Source organism: Pseudomonas sp. BIC9C (assembly GCF_034541995.1).
Classification (GTDB): domain Bacteria; phylum Pseudomonadota; class Gammaproteobacteria; order Pseudomonadales; family Pseudomonadaceae; genus Aquipseudomonas; species Aquipseudomonas fluorescens_CC.
Genome location: NZ_JAWDGM010000001.1, coordinates 535904 through 552886 on the forward strand (window position 1 = coordinate 535904; position 16983 = coordinate 552886).

At 61.5% G+C, this 16983-nt stretch carries 19 protein-coding genes; 3 read left to right on the plus strand and 16 right to left on the minus strand.

Annotated features, from left to right (window positions below):
* Positions 1-23 precede the first annotated feature (23 nt).
* Complete coding sequence (rmuC, locus tag RS887_RS02630) at positions 24-1388, minus strand: DNA recombination protein RmuC (RefSeq protein ID WP_322615248.1); 1365 nt, start codon at positions 1386-1388, stop codon at positions 24-26.
* A gap of 175 nt (positions 1389-1563) precedes the next feature.
* Positions 1564-1887 carry a hypothetical protein gene (locus RS887_RS02635; RefSeq protein ID WP_043302325.1) on the minus strand — a complete coding sequence of 108 codons (324 nt, stop codon included), beginning with the start codon at positions 1885-1887 and terminating at the stop codon, positions 1564-1566.
* A gap of 1008 nt (positions 1888-2895) precedes the next feature.
* On the opposite strand from RS887_RS02635, the gene RS887_RS02640 reads away from it, so the two are divergent.
* The 3 genes from RS887_RS02640 to RS887_RS02650 all read left to right on the plus strand — a co-directional run bounded on the left by RS887_RS02640 (position 2896) and on the right by RS887_RS02650 (position 5294).
* Positions 2896-3120 (plus strand): hypothetical protein, encoded by a 225-nt coding sequence (locus RS887_RS02640; RefSeq protein WP_008017910.1) that lies wholly within the window; start codon positions 2896-2898, stop codon positions 3118-3120.
* Positions 3121-3393: 273 nt separating this feature from the next.
* A complete protein-coding gene (locus RS887_RS02645) occupies positions 3394-3876 on the plus strand; it encodes a hypothetical protein (protein WP_057399385.1) in 483 nt (160 codons plus the stop codon).
* Between the two features lie 146 nt (positions 3877-4022).
* Positions 4023-5294 carry an OmpP1/FadL family transporter gene (locus RS887_RS02650; RefSeq protein ID WP_322614281.1) on the plus strand — a complete coding sequence of 424 codons (1272 nt, stop codon included), beginning with the start codon at positions 4023-4025 and terminating at the stop codon, positions 5292-5294.
* Positions 5295-5382: 88 nt separating this feature from the next.
* Here RS887_RS02650 and RS887_RS02655 read toward each other — a convergent pair whose 3' ends face one another.
* The 14 genes from RS887_RS02655 to cobO all read right to left on the minus strand — a co-directional run bounded on the left by RS887_RS02655 (position 5383) and on the right by cobO (position 16980).
* A complete protein-coding gene (locus RS887_RS02655; RefSeq protein WP_322614282.1) occupies positions 5383-5949 on the minus strand; it encodes a glutathione peroxidase in 567 nt (188 codons plus the stop codon).
* A gap of 55 nt (positions 5950-6004) precedes the next feature.
* Positions 6005-6127, minus strand: coding sequence for a hypothetical protein (locus tag RS887_RS02660; RefSeq protein WP_309675059.1), 123 nt, complete (start codon positions 6125-6127; stop codon positions 6005-6007).
* Entirely contained in the window at positions 6124-7332 is a 1209-nt protein-coding gene (locus tag RS887_RS02665; RefSeq protein WP_322614283.1) for an MFS transporter, read from the minus strand. The genes RS887_RS02660 and RS887_RS02665 overlap by 4 nt, the downstream gene beginning before the upstream one ends.
* A gap of 52 nt (positions 7333-7384) precedes the next feature.
* Entirely contained in the window at positions 7385-7789 is a 405-nt protein-coding gene (locus RS887_RS02670; RefSeq protein WP_008017903.1) for a MarR family winged helix-turn-helix transcriptional regulator, read from the minus strand.
* A 155-nt stretch (positions 7790-7944) separates the two neighbouring features.
* Positions 7945-8676, minus strand: coding sequence for an adenosylcobinamide-GDP ribazoletransferase (locus RS887_RS02675; protein WP_322614284.1), 732 nt, complete (start codon positions 8674-8676; stop codon positions 7945-7947).
* Positions 8677-8678: 2 nt separating this feature from the next.
* Complete coding sequence (cobC, locus tag RS887_RS02680) at positions 8679-9254, minus strand: alpha-ribazole phosphatase family protein (protein WP_322614285.1); 576 nt, start codon at positions 9252-9254, stop codon at positions 8679-8681.
* Entirely contained in the window at positions 9251-10306 is a 1056-nt protein-coding gene (cobT, locus tag RS887_RS02685) for a nicotinate-nucleotide--dimethylbenzimidazole phosphoribosyltransferase (protein WP_322614286.1), read from the minus strand. The genes cobC and cobT overlap by 4 nt, the downstream gene beginning before the upstream one ends.
* Positions 10303-10824: a bifunctional adenosylcobinamide kinase/adenosylcobinamide-phosphate guanylyltransferase gene (gene cobU, locus RS887_RS02690; protein WP_322614287.1), complete on the minus strand. Its 522-nt coding sequence runs from the start codon at positions 10822-10824 to the stop codon at positions 10303-10305. The genes cobT and cobU overlap by 4 nt, the downstream gene beginning before the upstream one ends.
* A gap of 162 nt (positions 10825-10986) precedes the next feature.
* Positions 10987-12438, minus strand: a complete 1452-nt coding sequence (locus tag RS887_RS02695) for a cobyric acid synthase (protein WP_322614288.1) — start codon at positions 12436-12438, stop codon at positions 10987-10989.
* The gene (gene cobD, locus RS887_RS02700; RefSeq protein WP_322614289.1) at positions 12435-13427 is read right to left on the minus strand and encodes a threonine-phosphate decarboxylase CobD; all 993 of its coding nucleotides are present in this window, start codon (positions 13425-13427) and stop codon (positions 12435-12437) included. The genes RS887_RS02695 and cobD overlap by 4 nt, the downstream gene beginning before the upstream one ends.
* Positions 13420-14328: an adenosylcobinamide-phosphate synthase CbiB gene (cbiB, locus tag RS887_RS02705; RefSeq protein WP_322614290.1), complete on the minus strand. Its 909-nt coding sequence runs from the start codon at positions 14326-14328 to the stop codon at positions 13420-13422. The genes cobD and cbiB overlap by 8 nt, the downstream gene beginning before the upstream one ends.
* Positions 14325-14975, minus strand: coding sequence for a 5,6-dimethylbenzimidazole synthase (gene bluB, locus RS887_RS02710; RefSeq protein WP_322614291.1), 651 nt, complete (start codon positions 14973-14975; stop codon positions 14325-14327). The genes cbiB and bluB overlap by 4 nt, the downstream gene beginning before the upstream one ends.
* A complete protein-coding gene (locus RS887_RS02715; RefSeq protein ID WP_322614292.1) occupies positions 14972-16372 on the minus strand; it encodes a cobyrinate a,c-diamide synthase in 1401 nt (466 codons plus the stop codon). Before RS887_RS02715 ends, bluB begins: the two co-directional genes overlap by 4 nt.
* Positions 16369-16980, minus strand: coding sequence for a cob(I)yrinic acid a,c-diamide adenosyltransferase (cobO, locus tag RS887_RS02720; RefSeq protein ID WP_111282756.1), 612 nt, complete (start codon positions 16978-16980; stop codon positions 16369-16371). Before cobO ends, RS887_RS02715 begins: the two co-directional genes overlap by 4 nt.
* Between the last annotated feature and the right edge of the window lie 3 nt (positions 16981-16983).

Sequence of the window (16983 nt, forward strand, 5' to 3'; positions counted from 1 at the left end):
ACAAGGTCCACGCTCGCCCGGGGCTATTCCGGCAATTCGACCAACCCATCGACATCCGTCATCGCCCGCTCCAGCAAGTCCGCCGGCAGGCTCTTGCTCGCCCGTGCGCCCAGCAGCTTGAGTTGCTCACTGCGACTGACCAGGTTGCCACGCCCCTCTGTCAGCTTGTTGCGTGCTGCACTGTAGGCCTTGTCCAGTTGTTGCAAGCGATTGCCGACCTCGTCCAGATCCTGAATGAACAGCACGAACTTGTCGTACAGCCACCCGGCCCGCTCGGCGATTTCCCGGGCATTCTGGCTCTGGCGCTCCTGTTTCCACAGGCTGTCGATGACGCGCAGGGTCGCCAGCAACGTGGTGGGGCTGACGATCACGATGTTGCGGTCGAATGCCTCCTGAAACAGCGTCGGCTCGGCCTGCAACGCGGCAGAAAACGCCGCCTCGATCGGCACGAAGAGCAACACGAAATCCAGGCTGTGCAAGCCATCGAGGCGCTTGTAATCCTTGCCGGCCAGGCCCTTGACGTGATTTCGCAACGACAGCACGTGCTGCTTGATGGCGATCTGGCCGATGGCCTCGTCCTCAGCCGCCACGTATTGCTGATAGGCCGTCAGGCTGACCTTGGAGTCGACCACCACCTGCTTGTCGCCCGGCAGATAAATGATCACGTCCGGCTGGAAACGCTCGCCGTCCGGCCCCTTGAGATTGACCTGGGTCTGGTACTCGCGGCCCTTCTCCAGCCCCGCATGCTCGAGCACGCGCTCAAGAATCAGTTCACCCCAATTGCCCTGGGTCTTCTGCCCTTTCAGGGCGCGGGTCAGGTTGGTGGCTTCATCGCTCAAGCGCAAATTCAGCTGTTGCAGACGCTCCAGCTCCCTGGCCAGGGAGAAACGCTCACGAGCCTCGTTCTGATAGCTTTCCTCGACACGTTTCTCGAAGGACTGGATGCGCTCCTTGAGCGGGTCGAGCAACTGCCCCAGGCGCTGCTGGCTGGTTTCGGCAAAACGCTGCTCGCGCTCATCGAAAATTTTCCCCGCCAGCTCGGCAAACTGCGCACGCAACTCGTCCCGTGAACCTTGCAGGTCGTTGAGGCGTTGCTGATGACTGTCCTGTTGCTCGCGCAATTCGGCGTTGAGCGAGGCGGCCTGGGCATCCAAACGGCGCAATTCGGCTTCTTTGCCGGCGCGTTCGATATTCCACGCATGGGCGGCGTCCCGGGCGTCGTCGCGCTCGATCTGCAGCAGTTCGACTTCACGACGCAGCGCAGCCAGGTCAGCCTGTTTGGCGGCGTTGGCCTGGGTCAGATCGCCGACTTCATCGCGGCTGGATTCGAGTTGTGCATTCAATCCGTCCTGCGCCAGTTGCGCCATGGCCAGGCGTTCTTGCAGCAGAGCAACGTCAGCCAGCGTGGTGCTGGCCCGACGCTGAAGTTGCCAGGCCAATACCAGCAACGGCAACGCAGCCGCTGCCAGACCCAGCAACACGCTGGTCAAGTCCATTGCCATAGCCACTCCTGCCATTCGAATAAAGCCTGAAGGTTAACCAAGGCGCCTGATCTTGGACAGCTCAGTCTTCGATCAGCCCCAGTTCCTGTTGAGCGCGGCGATCGCCTGCCCGAGCGGCCTGTCGCAGCAGGTCCTGACCGATCCGCCGATCCCGGGCATTCCCGCATTCCCGGCACATCAACTGGCCAAGGCGACTTTGCGCAGCCACCACGCCTTCACGGGCTGGCTGCTTGAGCAGGCGTCCGGCGATGTGTTTGACGTTACGGTTTTCACCCAGATGCGGACTGTCCAGCAGCCACTCTGCCACGCGCATGGAAAAGCGCTTGGTAGGGGTAACAGAGGGTGGTGTGGAGGAAGAGGAAACGGAGGCTGAGCGAAACTTCATAAAGCACTGTGGGGCAGATCGGAAGGCGCGCAACTTTACTCTCTTTTTCTTACAGGTAAAGCTTAAAATATCCCTGCACGCCCGTCCTAGAGCAAGCGCTCGGGACAATCCACAGAAGCTGTGGATAACTCAGTGGACAACCGCCCCTGAACCCGCTCAAAGCCCTGTGGAATGGGGCTCGCAGTCAAACTGACGATTTTTTCACCAGTAAAAAAAAGCGATGTTTTTCATTGACTTAAATTTTGGTTACAGGCAGCTATTGCGCTTGAACATGAGATGACAGCGGGGTGACAGGCTGCGCAACTAATGTGCACAAGTGCCTTTGCGACGGTTATATCGATGCACTTTTTCGGCGCATTTTTTTGTCGTACCTGGGGATAAGCCCTGGCAAACCCGGTATTTAGACGGCTGCACTGCTACAAACGTCGATGACCGGTGGTCGGATTATTGTCCGAATACAGTGCGTATCAATCGCAGGCAGCGCAGCTTCATGCACACCTCTACAGGGCAAAGCAGCCCGATCAGGCACCTGCCGGGGAATTCTTTTCACTAACACACTTCCCTTAACCAGTTCAATTCGTTAGTATCCGCGGCGTTAGTACCAAGCTGAAAGTCAATTCTGGTCGAACAAATCCCCCCGGTCAGCCTTCCCGACGGAAGCCTCCACCGAACAAGCGGGATCGACCACCTCGATGGTTTCCAGGTAAATCTTGCGCCAACACAACCTTTGAATCGAAAGCAAAGGGTGTCGTTCCGCCTGCTTACTCTGCTCGAACCAACCTGCAAATTGATCAGGATCTTCACCCCGGGCCCAGAACCTTTGCCCCTGATGTGTTGCCTGCCCTCCTAAGTACCTACCTGCCAGCCCAAGCGCGCCAACTTATCAGCGCTTCAAACTGGCTGCCTTGTTCCAGTCGGGTTCTTCGTTCGGTCAATGGTGATCGACGTTACTGGAACGTTTTAACGTTGCACGGTTCTTATCCGTGTCATTTGTAGGAACACCCAATAATGTCTACTCAAATCCAGACTCAGGATGCCATTCGCACCCTAACCAACGCTTTTGCACCAATGAACTGCCTGATCATGGCCGCTCGCAAAGGCTGCTTCAGCTTCACCCTGGTCAACGAACACGGCATCGCTCGTCACAGCGAACGCCTGTACCCCGATCAATACTCCAGCGCCGAGCCGCTGCAGGCTGTGATCGCACGTACCCGTCAGGCACTGGTTGCCTGAAACGCCAGAAAGGCTGAAACCCGAAAGCCCTGCCCGAAAAGCAGGGCTTTTTATTGCCCGATGTTTCTCTTTCCTCGAACCACGACTAAGCACGATCCGATATAAGGGTTATAACTGGCCGCTGGAAATATTTTAAAAACAGGCCTTTACAGCGCGAATATGACACTACACTTCAACTCAAGCGGCTTGACCCGCTTGCGGCGAGCCTGAGTCGATTCACAGCTGCCAAGCCCCCTTCAGGCATCGCCGTCCAATTCAGGTTTCGAGGGTTTTATGGGTATCGCTGCCAGCGAACTGTGCCGCTATGTGATTCGTCCGACATTGATCTATCTCGGACAACATAGCGCTACTGCCGAATCCCTGCTGCTGGGCATTGCCGCCAGCCAGTCCGCCCTTGGTTCCGCCCTGCATGACCGCCGTGGGCACGGCCTGTACCGCATCGCCGAGCCCCGCCACCAGGCCCTTTGGGACCATTACCTGGCCCTTGATCCGGAACGTGCGAGCCTGGTCCGCGGCCTGGCCAGCCAGCATGCGTTTCTGAGTGGCCCGCACCTCGAGTTGACCGTCAACCTGCGTTACGCCACAGCCATCGCCTGGCTGCTGGTGGAAGAACAGAATACCCCCCTCCCCGCCCCGGATGATTTGCTGGGTATGGCCAGGATCTGGCGCCAGACATTTCACCCCCAGGGGCGCCTGCGTGACTTCACTTGCGCCTGGCAAACCTGTGTTTCACCGCTGAATCAGGTAGCCTGCTGACACCTCTGGATCCAAAGATCGCGCAACACGCCGCGAATCTGGTCGGATTGTCCTACAAAACCGCTCTAAATCAAGGCATACAGCCTATGGCGCCGGGACGAAAATGTTGGTAATTTTCGCCCCGGTGATCACCAGGAGTTCTAATAATGAAAAAAGTAATGCTCAAAACCACCCTCAGTCTCGCCGTTGCCATGGCATCCACCCAGATTTTCGCAAGTGGCTTTGCCGTCAACGAACAAAGCATCAGCGGGATGGGTACTGGTTTTGCCGGGCGATCTTCCGCTGCCGATGACGCAAGCACCCTTTTTGGCAACCCTGCCGGCATGTCGCGCCTCAAGCGCGAACAAGTCACCGGCGGTGTTGCGATGATCGACGCACACACTGACATCAGCCACGCCAGCTCCAGCCCGAACGGCGGCAGCAACGACGGCGACATGGTTCCGCTCATCGCCGTACCGATGGGTTACTACGTCAAGCCAATCGACGACAAGTGGGCCGTCGGTGTGGGCGTGTACGCACCATTCGGTCTGGTAACCGACTACGAGAGCGGCTTTGCCGGTCGTTACTTCGGCAGCAAGAGCGAAGTCAAAATCGTCACCCTGCAACCGACTGTCAGCTACGCCTTCAACGACAAGGTTTCCATCGGTTTTGGCCCGACCATCAACCGCATTGACGGCACCCTGGAATCGAACCTGTCGGTCACCCAGGCCGCACCAGACGGCAAGGTCAAGATCACAGGTGACGACACCGCGCTGGGCTACAACATCGGCGTGCTGGTTCAAGCCACCGACAGCACACGTGTCGGCCTGACCTACCACTCGAAAGTGAAGTACAAACTCGAGGGCAACACCAAGGTCAACTACGGCGTGCTGGGCCTGATCGGCCAGAACCCGAACCAGAAGTTCGACGCTTCGCTGGATGTAACCACCCCTGAATCGGTGGACTTCTCGGTCACTCACCAGCTCGACGACAAATGGACTCTGTACGCAGGCAGCACTTGGACCCGCTGGAGCCGCCTGAAAGACATCACCGTTGAAAACACAGGTGTTCCGGCTGCTCTGAACGGCCAGTTCGGCACCATCACCGAAGAACAGAACTGGCACGACACCTGGGCTCACGCCATCGGCGCGTCCTACCAGCTGAACAAGCAATGGGTACTGCGTACCGGTCTGTCTGTCGACCAGGCACCGACCAACAACGTCGACCGTTCCCCACGCATCCCGACTGGCGATCGCAAGGCGTTCAGCGTGGGCGCCGGCTGGAGCCCGACCGACGACCTGACCATCGACGTGGCGTATTCGTACCTGCGCGAAGAGTCGGTCAAGGTCAACAACAGCAACGACCGTGGCCAGAGCTACAACGCCAAGTATGAAAACTACGCGAACGGTTTCGGCCTCGGTGCGACCTACCGCTTCTGATGATTCCCGGCGAGCCTGATCCGCTCGCCATCCGAATCAAAAAAGCCCCGCGCTCTTCACAGAGGCGGGGCTTTTTAACGGGTGTCGATCAGGGGGTCGAAACCAACGGTGGCGAAGCCAGCGCTTTTTCCACCGCCGCAATGAACTCGGGATCATCCGGCTTGGTCAGGCTGGAGAAACCGGCAATCACCTTGCCTTGGCGATCCACCACATACTTGTAGAAATTCCACTTCGGCGCGCTGGTCTGACTGGCGAGGACTTTGAACAAGTGCGTCGCATCGTCGCCACGAACCTTTTGCGGTTCGGTCATGGTGAAGGTCACGCCATAGTTGACGTAGCAGACCTTGGCGGTTTCGGCACCATCCTTGGACTCCTGCTTGAAGTCATTGGACGGAACGCCAATCACCTCCAGTCCTTGCCCCTTGAAGCGCTGGTTCAGCGCCTCAAGGCCTTTGAACTGCGGAGCAAAGCCACAGAAGCTTGCGGTATTGACCACCACCAACGGTTTACCGGCGAAGCGCTGGCACAGGTCGATGGATTCCTTGGCGCGCAGCTTTTGCAGTGATCCTTGCAACAGCTCCGGGCACTCGGCCGCGTAGGCCAGCCCGGTAAACGTCACCAGCAACGCGGGGACCGCAATCCAGCGCATCAGCATGTCGGTGCATCCTTGATAATTCGTCAAAAGCGACGTTACTCGCCCTCGCCGCTCGCTAGCAAGCACCCATGCCCAACTGCATCAGCGCCAGCCCGCCCTGATGCCAGCCCCACCACGACAACGCCAGCAATAAGGCACAGACGGCGGCTACAGCGATCTGCGGCCAAAGACTGTTCATATCGCACTCATTTGTGATTGCAGACGCTCTACCGGCCGCTCCCGCACCGGCCAGTTGAGGGCAGCGGCCAACAGGCTCAAGAGAATTGCCACTTGCCAGATCAAGTCATAACTCCCGGTTCGGTCATACACCACCCCGCCCAACCAGCCGCCCAGGAACGAACCGAGCTGGTGAAACAGGAAAACAATCCCACCGAGCATGGACAGGTTTCGCACACCAAACAAGGTCGCCACCGTACCGTTGGTCAACGGCACCGTCGACAGCCACAGGAAGCCCATGGCCATGCCGAACAGATAGGCCGAGGTGGTGGTCACCGGCAACCACAGAAACAGCGCAATCACCACCGCCCGCAGCAAGTACAAACCGGTGAGCAAACGCGGCTTGGACATCCGCCCGCCGAGCCATCCAGCGGTGTAGGTGCCGAAAATGTTGAACAGGCCGATCAGCGCCAGCACCGTGGTGCCGACCGTCGCCGGAAGATGCTGATCCACCAGGTAGGCCGGCAAGTGCACACCGATGAACACCACCTGGAATCCGCACACGAAAAAGCCGAACGCCAGCAGCCAGAACCCGGAGTGAGAGCAGGCTTCGCGCAGTGCTTCGCCAAGGGTTTGTTCGTGACCCATGACGGGCAGCGGCTTGTCCTTGAGCATGCTCACCAACGGCACAATCAGCGCCACCAGCAAGCCCAGCGCCAGCAGCGCCGCGGACCAGCCAAGCCAGCCGATCAAACCGAGTGTGCCGGGCAACATCGCGAACTGGCCGAACGAACCGGCAGCACTGGCGATCCCCATGCCCATGCTGCGTTTTTCCGGCGGCACTGCGCGACCGACCACACCCAGAATCACCGAGAACGACGTACCGGACAGCCCGATGCCGATCAGCAGGCCGGCACTCAACGACAAGGTCACCGCCGAATCGGAGAGCCCCATGCAAATCAGCCCCGCCGCATACAGGACGCCACCGATCAGCACCACTTTCGCCGCGCCGAAGCGGTCGGCCAATGCGCCGGTGAACGGCTGAGCGAGGCCCCAGATCAGGTTCTGCAAAGCGATGGCGAAGGCAAAGACTTCACGGCCCCAGCCGAACTCGGCGCTCATCGGCGCCAGGAACAGCCCGAAGCCATGTCGAACACCCAGAGACAACGCAAGGATCAGCGCACTCCCCAACAGAACCCAGCCGCATGTACGCCACATCGATGTCATTGTTGTTCTCCGGTAGCGGGTATATACCCGCTTAAGATCGGAAAAACCGGCGTCACGCCAGTTCGTCCAGCAGCTTCAATAAGGTTTCGCGCTTCTCGGCACCCAGGCGATCGATCAAACGCTGCTGCGCGGCTTCCCAGGCCGGCAAGGCAGCCTTGAGACGCTCTGCCCCGGCCTCGGTCAGCAGGACGATCCGATTGCGCATGTCCTCGCCCTCGACCAGCGTCACCAGGCCGTCACCCTCCAGCACCCGCAAATTGCGCCCCAAGGTGCTGCGATCCAGACCCATGGCCTCGGCCAGGACCGAGATGCTTGGCTGATCCAGACGCTGCAGATTGCACAGCAAAGAATACTGCGCAACGTTGATCCCGAAGCCGTCGAGTGCGCCGTCGTAATGCCTGCTGACGCCACGGGCGGCGCGACGCAGGTTGATGCATAAACATTGGGAATCGAGCATGGTGCGTGTATATACCCGCGAGTCGGTTAAATCAAGTTACATGAGAGCTCGCGCCCACAGAGATTTTCGTTGTGCACACTATTTTATCAACGAAACTGAAACCCTGTGGGAGCGGGCTTGCCCGCGAAGAGGCCAGAACATTCAATACAACCCAATCAGACCAAAGCCAAACCTACCAGCACTGCAACCTCCAGCAACTCCAGCATCGCGCCCGCCGTGTCCCCCGTCGTGCCACCCAGCCGCCGCAGCATCACCTGCCGCAACCAGACAAACCCCAGCACAGCCAACACCAGTGCCAGCGCCCCACTGAAGCCGGCGATCAACACACAGGCCAGTGCGCTGACCGCCAACACCTGCTTGCCCGCCGAACGCGGAAGATGATCGGCCAATGCCTGCCCCAGGCCACCGGCGCGCACGTACGGCGTGGTCAGGAACAAGCCGAGCAATGCACTGCGCCCTATGAATGGCACGATAATCAAGGCGAGCGAATGCGCTTGCCCGATCAACGCCACCAGCGCGCTGAATTTAAGCAACAGCACCAGCACCAGCGTCACCACGGCGATCGGCCCGCTGCGCGGGTCTTTCATGATGGTCAGCGTACGCTCACGATCGCCAAAGCCGCCGAGCCAGGCATCGGCGCTGTCCGCCAGGCCATCCAGATGCAACCCGCCACTGAGCAAGACCCAAACGCTCAGCAGCAACGCCGCGTGCAGCAATGTCGGCGTGCCGAGCAACAGCCAGTTCACTGCCCACAGAATCGCGCCAAAGAGCAATCCCACCAGCGGATAAAACAGCAGCGACCGCCCCAGTTCCCGGGGCTCAGGCATGCCGGGCAGGCGAATCGGCAGGCTGCTGAGAAATTGCAGGGCGATCCAGAACGGCAGCATGGTCAGAGCACTTCCTTCAACAAGCCTGCGGACTCCAGCGTCAGCGAAAACACCGCGCCATGCCCGACCTCAACGTTCAGCAGTTGTTCTCGCGGCAGCCCGCGAGCCTGTGCCAGCAACAGTCGCATCACACCGCCGTGGCTGATCAGCAAAATGCGCTCACCGGGAAAGGACGCATGCAAACGCTCCAGCGCTGCCAGTACCCGTGCCGAAAAGTCTGCGACCGGCTCTCCCTGAGGCGGTGTGAACGAATAGGGATCGGCCCAGAACAAGCCCAGCGCCTGTGCGTCGGTTTCCATCAACGCCGCCGCGCTCTGCCCTTCCCAGGCACCGAAATGCAACTCTTGCAGGTCGTTGTCCAATTGCACCGGCACAGCCAATTGCACACCGAGCTCCTCGGCAAACCGCGCACAACGCTGCAACGGCGAACTGACCAGCCGATCCCATGGCCCTCGGCCGACCACGGCGGCGCGCATCTGCGCCCAGCCCGTGTCGGTCAACGCATCATCGATACTGCCGCGCAGCCCGCCACCGAGTTCGGTTTCACCGTGACGCAACAAATCCAGGCGCAAGGTCATGCCGGACGATCTGCCACGGCGGCCTCGGCGAAGGTCGCCATTTGCCCGTGCAGGTCGCAGGCCAGACGTAGCAACGGCACGGCCAATGCCGCACCACTGCCTTCGCCAAGCCGCAGGCCGAGATCGAGCAACGGTTGTGCATTCAGGGTTTCCAGCACATGACGATGGCCCGGCTCGGCGCCGCGATGACCGAACAACAGCCACTGGCGGCATTCAGGGTTCAAGCGCACCGCAACCAGGGCCGCGACACTGCAGATGAAACCGTCCACCAGCGCCGCGACACCTGCCTGGGCACAGGCGAGATAGGCACCGACCAGCGCGGCAATCTCAAAGCCGCCGAGGTTGAACAGGGTCTGCAAGGCATCGTCACGCTGCGCGCCATGCAGTGCCAAGGCGCGCTCGATCACTTGGGCCTTGTGGCTGACACCTTCGGCGTTGAGCCCGGTACCAGGCCCGGTCAAATGGCTCACCGGGCAATCGAGCAAAGCACACGCCAGGGCGCTGGCGGCGGTAGTGTTACCGATGCCCATTTCGCCACCGATAAACAACTGCGCACCGGTGGCCATTGCCCGTTGCACGCTGTCACGGCCGGCTTGCAAGGCGAGTTGCCCCTGCGCCTCGGTCATGGCCGGACCCTGCACAAAATTCGCCGTGCCCAGGCCGACGTTCAGGTGGCGTACACCCGGCAGGTTCAGCGACGGCGTTACCGTGCCCAGGTCCACCACTTCAAGGGAAGCGCCCAGTTGCCGCGCCAGCACGCTGATCGCCGCACCGCCGTTGACGAAGTTGTGCAGCATCTGCCCGGTGACTTCCTGGGGAAACGCCGACACGCCCTCGGCGACGACGCCATGGTCGCCGGCAAAAATCGCGATCCACACCTGCTCCAGACTCGGCTTGACCCGCCCCTGCAAACCCGCCAGTTGCACCGCCACCGATTCCAGCTGGCCGAGAGAACCGGCCGGTTTGGTCAGTTGCTGTTGCCGCGCCTGTGCCTGTTCGACCACTTGGGTATCGACCGGCTTGCACGGGTTCAGCCACCAGGATTGAGTCATAACGCAGTTCCTTTCAGAGTCAGGGGCAGGCCGGCGACGGTCAGCACGACACGCTGACAGCGCTCAGCCAGAGCTTGATGCAGCCAACCGGCCTCATCGACATAGCGGCGAGTCAATTCGCCCAGCGGCACGACACCCATTCCGGTCTCGTTGCTGACAAAAATGATTTCACCTGGCAGCGACGCCAGGCAGTCCAGCAAGGCATCACGCTCGGCAGCCAGGCGCTCGGCATCGTCGAGCATCAGCAGGTTGGTCAGCCACAGGGTCAGGCAATCCACCAGCAGGCATCTGTCGGTACGGGCGGATTCGCGCAGCACCCGGGCCAGTTCCACGGGCTCTTCGATCAATGCCCATTCGGCAGGACGACGGGCGCGGTGATGGGCCACCCGCTCGCTCATTTCTCCATCCAGTGGCTGGCTGGTGGCGATGTAGGTCACGGCCAGAGCGCTGTCGATGGCGAGTTTTTCAGCCAGACGACTCTTGCCGGAGCGAGCGCCGCCGAGGATCAGTTGCAGCATGGTTGTTTCCTTGAAATCTTCAGTGAAGCGGCTGGCCTCTTCGCGGGCAAGCCCGCTCCCACAGGGTTACGAGGTGTACTCAAAATTCATGATCAACCCGAATCTCTGTGGGAGCGAGCTTGCTCCGGGCGGCGTTCCGACGACGAGGCCATGGCAAGCGCCTCAAATCCCGCAGAGCTGACGCAACAGCCCGGTATCCAGATGCTTCTCCACCAGATCCGCCAGCCGCTCGATATCGCGCTCGCGCAAGGCGTGGTAATCCACGGCCTGCACCTCCTGCAACCCGGCCCAGCGCAACAGCGCACTGCACGCTGCTGGCGATTCGAACAACCCGTGCAGGTAGGTGCCGAAAATCTGCCCGTCCGCACTTTGCGCACCGTCACAGCGGCCGTCATCCAGTTGCACGGCGGCATTTTCCAGCGCCGGCCCGGTGGTCACGCCGGCATGAATTTCATAACCCGCAACCGGCGCATCTTCCAGCGCCAGGCGCCCACGCACATTGCGCAACTGCTTCTCTTGCTCGAGCTGAGTCTGGAACGCCAGCAACCCCAAACCGGCACTGGAACCCGGCGCACCTTCGAGACCCAACGGGTCATGCACTTGCTCACCGAGCATCTGCAGGCCGCCACAAATCCCCAGCAGTTTTCCGCCGTAACGCAGGTGCCGGGCAATGGCGGTTTCCCAACCATTGGCCCGCAGGTACGCGAGGTCGCTGCGCACGCTTTTCGAGCCAGGAAGAATGATCAGGTCGGCGGGCGGAATCGCCTGGCCGGGGCCGATGAATTGCAGGTCCACTTGCGGATGCAGGCGCAGCGGATCGAAATCGGTGTGATTGCTGATGCGCGGCAGCACCGGCACTATCACTTTCAGTACCTGGTCGGCTTTATCGGCCTGGCGTTGATCGATGCCGTCCTCGGCCTCCAGGTGCAGGTCCATCACGTACGGCAGCACGCCAATCACCGGCTTGCCGGTGCGTTCTTCGAGCCAGTCGAGACCGGGTTGCAGCAACGCGATATCACCCCGAAAACGATTGATCACGAACCCTTTGACCCGCGCCTGTTCGCTCGGCGACAGCAGTTCAAGGGTGCCCACCAGATGGGCAAAAACCCCGCCACGGTTGATATCGGCGATCAGCACCACCGGGCAATCCACCGCTTCGGCGAAGCCCATGTTGGCGATGTCGCCAGCCCGCAAATTGATTTCCGCCGGCGAGCCCGCGCCCTCGACCATCACCAGTGGATATGCCGCGCTCAAACGCTGGTGGGAAGCCAGTACCGCTTGCATCGCAATGGTTTTGTAGTCGTGATAGGCAACGGCGTTCATGGTCGTCACGGCGCGGCCATGGATGATCACCTGGGCACCGGTGTCACTGTTGGGCTTGAGCAGCACCGGGTTCATGTCGGCGTGCGGCTCAAGGTGCGCGGCCTGGGCCTGTACCGCCTGGGCGCGGCCGATCTCGCCACCGTCGGCGGTCACCGCACTGTTGAGTGCCATGTTCTGCGGCTTGAACGGCACCACCCTTGTGCCCTGGCGCGTGGCCCAACGGCACAGTGCGGTCACCAGCGTGCTTTTACCGGCATCCGACGTGGTGCCCTGCACCATCAGCGTGGTCATTGGTTTTCCTTGGCGAAATCTTCGAATGCCTGCGCCAGTCGCACCCAGGCGGCTTCGTCACCGGGCAAGCCGAATCGCAGGCTGCTGTTGTGCGTGAACAACCGCAGGAGAATGCCGCGCCGGGCCATGAACTCACGCAGCTCTTCGGCGCGTTCGGTGATCAGCCACTGGAACAGCGCACAACCGCCCTGCGGCTGGAACCCGTGTTGCTCCAGCAACGACGCAAGGCGCTCGCTGGCGTCATCCGCACGCATCCGTTGCCGAGTCTGCTCTTCGGTATTGCGCAGGCAGGCCTGGCCCACCACCCGGGTCGGCCCGCTCACGGCCCACGGCCCCACTTGTTCAGCCAGCAACTTGAGCAACTTGCGCTCGGCCAGCACAAACCCCAGGCGCACTCCGGCCAGGCCGAAAAACTTGCCGAAGGAGCGCAAGACGATCAACCCGACTTGATGGGCAAACGGCGCCAGACTCAGTCGCGGCGTGTTATCCATGAACGCTTCGTCCACGACCAGCCAGCCACCGCGTTGGGCCAGGCGTGTGTGCCAGTCGAGCAAGCGACTGGGCGTAAGGCTCAGGCCTGTGGGGTTATTCGGATTGACCACCACCAGCACGTCGAAACTGTCGATAAAGAAGTCGACTTCCTGCTCCAGCACTTCCCGCACGATGTAGCCGTTGCGACGCCACGCTTCGGCGTGCTCGGCATAACACGGCGACAGCACGCCGACCTTGCCCGCCCGACGCAATCGCGGCAGCAGTTGAATCGCCATTTGCGAGCCGGCCACCGGTAGCGCCTGCAAGGTGCCGTAGTAATCACAGGCGGCTTGCTCCAGGCCATCGTCCGTCTCCGGCAGACGGGCCCAGGCCCGCAGCGGGATATCCGGCACCGGGAACGGCCAAGGTGCAAGCCCCGTGGACAAATCCAGCCAGTCAGCTTCATCGATGCCGTACTCGAGCGCTGCCTTGCGCAGCCGCCCACCGTGCTCAAGCATAAAACTCAGCCCCCATGCAGAGAATCAGCAGCCATAACCATACCCCGCGCTGGACCAATTGCCAGCCCCGGTCAATGGAGTCGGCATCCGCCGGCACGCCTTCGCCCAACCGAGGACGCTGATGCAGTTCGCCGTGATAAATCGCCGCCCCGCCCAATTCGACACCCAGGGCACCCGCCCCTGCCGCCATCACCGGGCCGGCGTTCGGGCTGTCCCAGGTCGGGCCCTGGGTGCGCCAGCATTTCAACGCGAGCCGGGTTTTGCCCAGCAGCGCGTAAGTCAGGGCCACCAGACGCGCAGGAATGTAATTGAGCACGTCATCGATCTTCGCCGCGGCCCAACCGAACCGTTCGAAGCGCTCGTTGCGATAGCCCCACATCGCATCCAGCGTATTGCTCAGGCGGTAGAGCACCACACCCGGCGCACCCGCCACGGCAAACCAGAACAACGCCGCGAACACCGCATCGCTGCCGTTTTCCAGTACCGACTCGGTAGCGGCACGGGCAACTTCAGTTTCATCCAGTTCGCTGGTCTGGCGGCTGACCAGATAGCTCACCCGCGTGCGCGCAGCATCCAGATCATGACTGCGCAGGGCCTTGGCCACAGGCGTGACGTGCTCGCCGAGGCTGCGCAGGCCGAGGGCGCAATAGAGCGCGAGAATCTCGACGATCCAGCCGACATAAGGCGCCCAGGAGAATGCCGTAACCAACAGCGTCAGCGGCAACACGGCGATCACCCACGCAGTGACGCCATGGCTACGCCAGCCACGACCACCGCCGTTGAAACGTTGCTCGATGCGGTCGGCAAAACGGCCGAACGCCACCAGCGGATGCCAGCGTTTGGGCTCACCCAGCAGCGCATCCAGCGCAACCGCGGCGACACTCAGCAACGCCACACTCATTGACTCACTCCCCAATAATTTTCGTACAGCAATTCATGTAGCGGACGCGCCTGCGCCCAGCCTTCGAGCACCAGCATCGGCGCCGGGTAGAACGCTTTGACCGGTCCCAGGCACAGCACCGCCAGCGGTTTGGCGCCCGGTGGCAGCCGCAACAAGTCCGCCAGTGCCTGGGGTTCGAACAGCGACACCCAGCCCATGCCCAACCCTTCCGCGCGGGACGCCAGCCACAGGTTCTGGATGGCACAGGACAGTGAGGCCATGTCCATTTCCGGCAAGGTGCGGCGACCGAAGATATGCTGCTCACGGTCGTCCATCAGTGCGGCGACCAGTACCTCGGCGCAATCGTTGATGCCTTCCACCTTGAGCTTCATGAACTCATCGCTGCGCTCGCCTAGGGCTTCGGCGGTACGGATGCGTTCCTCTTCCACCATGGCCTGGATTTGCCCGCGCAAGGCGCGATCACTGATGCGGATGAAACGCCAAGGCTGCATCAGGCCGACACTGGGTGCCTGGTGTGCGGCCTCGAGCAGGCGCCGGAGCAATTCAGGCTCGACGGTGCCGCCGCTGAAGTGGCGCATGTCGCGGCGTTCGGTGATGGCGCGATAGACCGCTGCGCGTTCGGCTTCGGAAAATGCGTTGTTCGTCATGGCCTCTTCGCGGGCAAGCCCGCTCCCACATTTAAAAGTGAGTCGCCTGAAGAAACGCGATCCCCTGTGGGAGCGGGCTTGCTCGCGAAGGCGTCCTCTCGGTCGGGCGCAAACAACGCGGCAATCGCCGATGGATTGGACGGAAAATAGAAATGCACATAAGAGGCCGTCATCCGCCCCTCACGATAAACCGCTTCCGCCCCGCGCCCGCCATTAGGGCTCAAGCCACGTGCAATCGGCACCAGCTCAGTGGTGGTCAGCGAATGGTGATAGGTGTGCCCGCGCAGCGAACCTTCCGGCAGTTCCACCGCTTGCAACGCCAACGCCGCCAGACGCTTTTGCATGACCGCATCACCGGCCAGCACGCCAACCAGTTCGGCGCGAGTGCCCTCGACATCGGTCAGGGAATCGAGCAGATACAGCATGCCGCCACACTCGGCGAGCAACGGTTTGCCTGCCTGGTGGTGGGCGCGGATCGCTTCGAGCATCGCGGTGTTTTGCGCCAGTGCAACATGGTGCAGCTCCGGGTAACCACCCGGCAGATACAGGCTGTCGGCCTCTGGCAACGCACGGTCGCGGATCGGCGAGAAGAACGACAACTCGGCGCCCATCGCCCGCAGCAAGTCCAGGCTCGCGCCGTAGGTGAATGCAAAGGCTTCATCCCGGGCGACGGCAATGCGCACACCGGCCAGCAGCGGTTCGGCGGCAATGACATCCGGTGCGGCAAACTCGACTGCCGGTGGCAGCGCAACCTCGCAGCTGCTGGCCAGGGCATCGGCGGCCGCATCGAGGCGCAGGTCGAGATCGTTCAGCTCACTGGCCTGAACCAGCCCCAGGTGCCGGCTCGGCAATTCGATCCCGGTTTCCCGGGACAGCGCGCCGTACCAGCGCAAACCTTCGGTCAGGCTGCCTTCGAGTAGTTGCGCATGGCGCAGCGTGCCGACGCGGTTGGCCAGCACCCCGGCGAACGGCAAGTCCGGCTGATAGCGCGCCAGTCCCAGGGCCAGTGCACCGAAGGTCTGGGCCATGGCGGTGCCATCGATCACACCCAGCACCGGCACACCAAAATGCCGCGCCAGATCGGCGCTCGACGGCGTACCGTCGAACAGTCCCATGACGCCTTCGATCAGAATCAGGTCGGCTTCAGCCGCAGCTTCCCACAGTAACCGGCGACTCTCCTGCTCGCCGACCATCCACATGTCCAGTTGATACACCGGCGCACCGCTGGCGCGCTCGAGGATCATCGGATCGAGAAAGTCGGGGCCGCACTTGAACACGCGGACCTTGCGCCCCTGATTGCGATGCAAACGGGCCAGCGCCGCGGTGACGGTGGTCTTGCCCTGGCCGGAAGCCGGCGCGGCAATCAGTACCGCCGGGCAATGACGAGGCTGGTTCACAGCTCGACGCCTTTCTGCGCTTTGATCCCGGCTTGAAAGGCATGTTTGATCACGCCCATTTCGGTGACGGTGTCAGCCATCTCGATCATTTCCGGCCTGGCGGCACGACCGGTGACCACCACGTGCTGCATCGGTGGCCGGGACTGCAAGTCGCTGAGCACCTGATCGAGGTCGAGGTAGCCATGCTTGAGGGCGATGTTCAGCTCGTCCAGCACCACCAGACCGATAGACGGATCGCGCAACAGTTGCTGCGACACCGCCCAGGCGGCTTCGGCGGCGGCGATGTCGCGCTGACGGTCCTGGGTTTCCCAGGTAAAACCTTCGCCCATCACATGAAAACGCACCTGCTCGGGAAAGCGCCGGAAAAACAACTCTTCGCCCGTGCTGTTGCGGCCCTTGATGAACTGCACCACGCCACATTGCATGCCATGCCCCATGGCGCGGGCGAGCATGCCAAAGGCCGAACTGCTCTTGCCTTTGCCGTTACCGGTCAGCACCAGCAACAGGCCACACTCGTTCGGGGAATTGGCGATGCGTTCGTCGATCACGGCTTTTTTGCGCTGCATGCGCGCCAGGTGGCGTTCGTCACGATCGGGGGTATCAGTCATGGG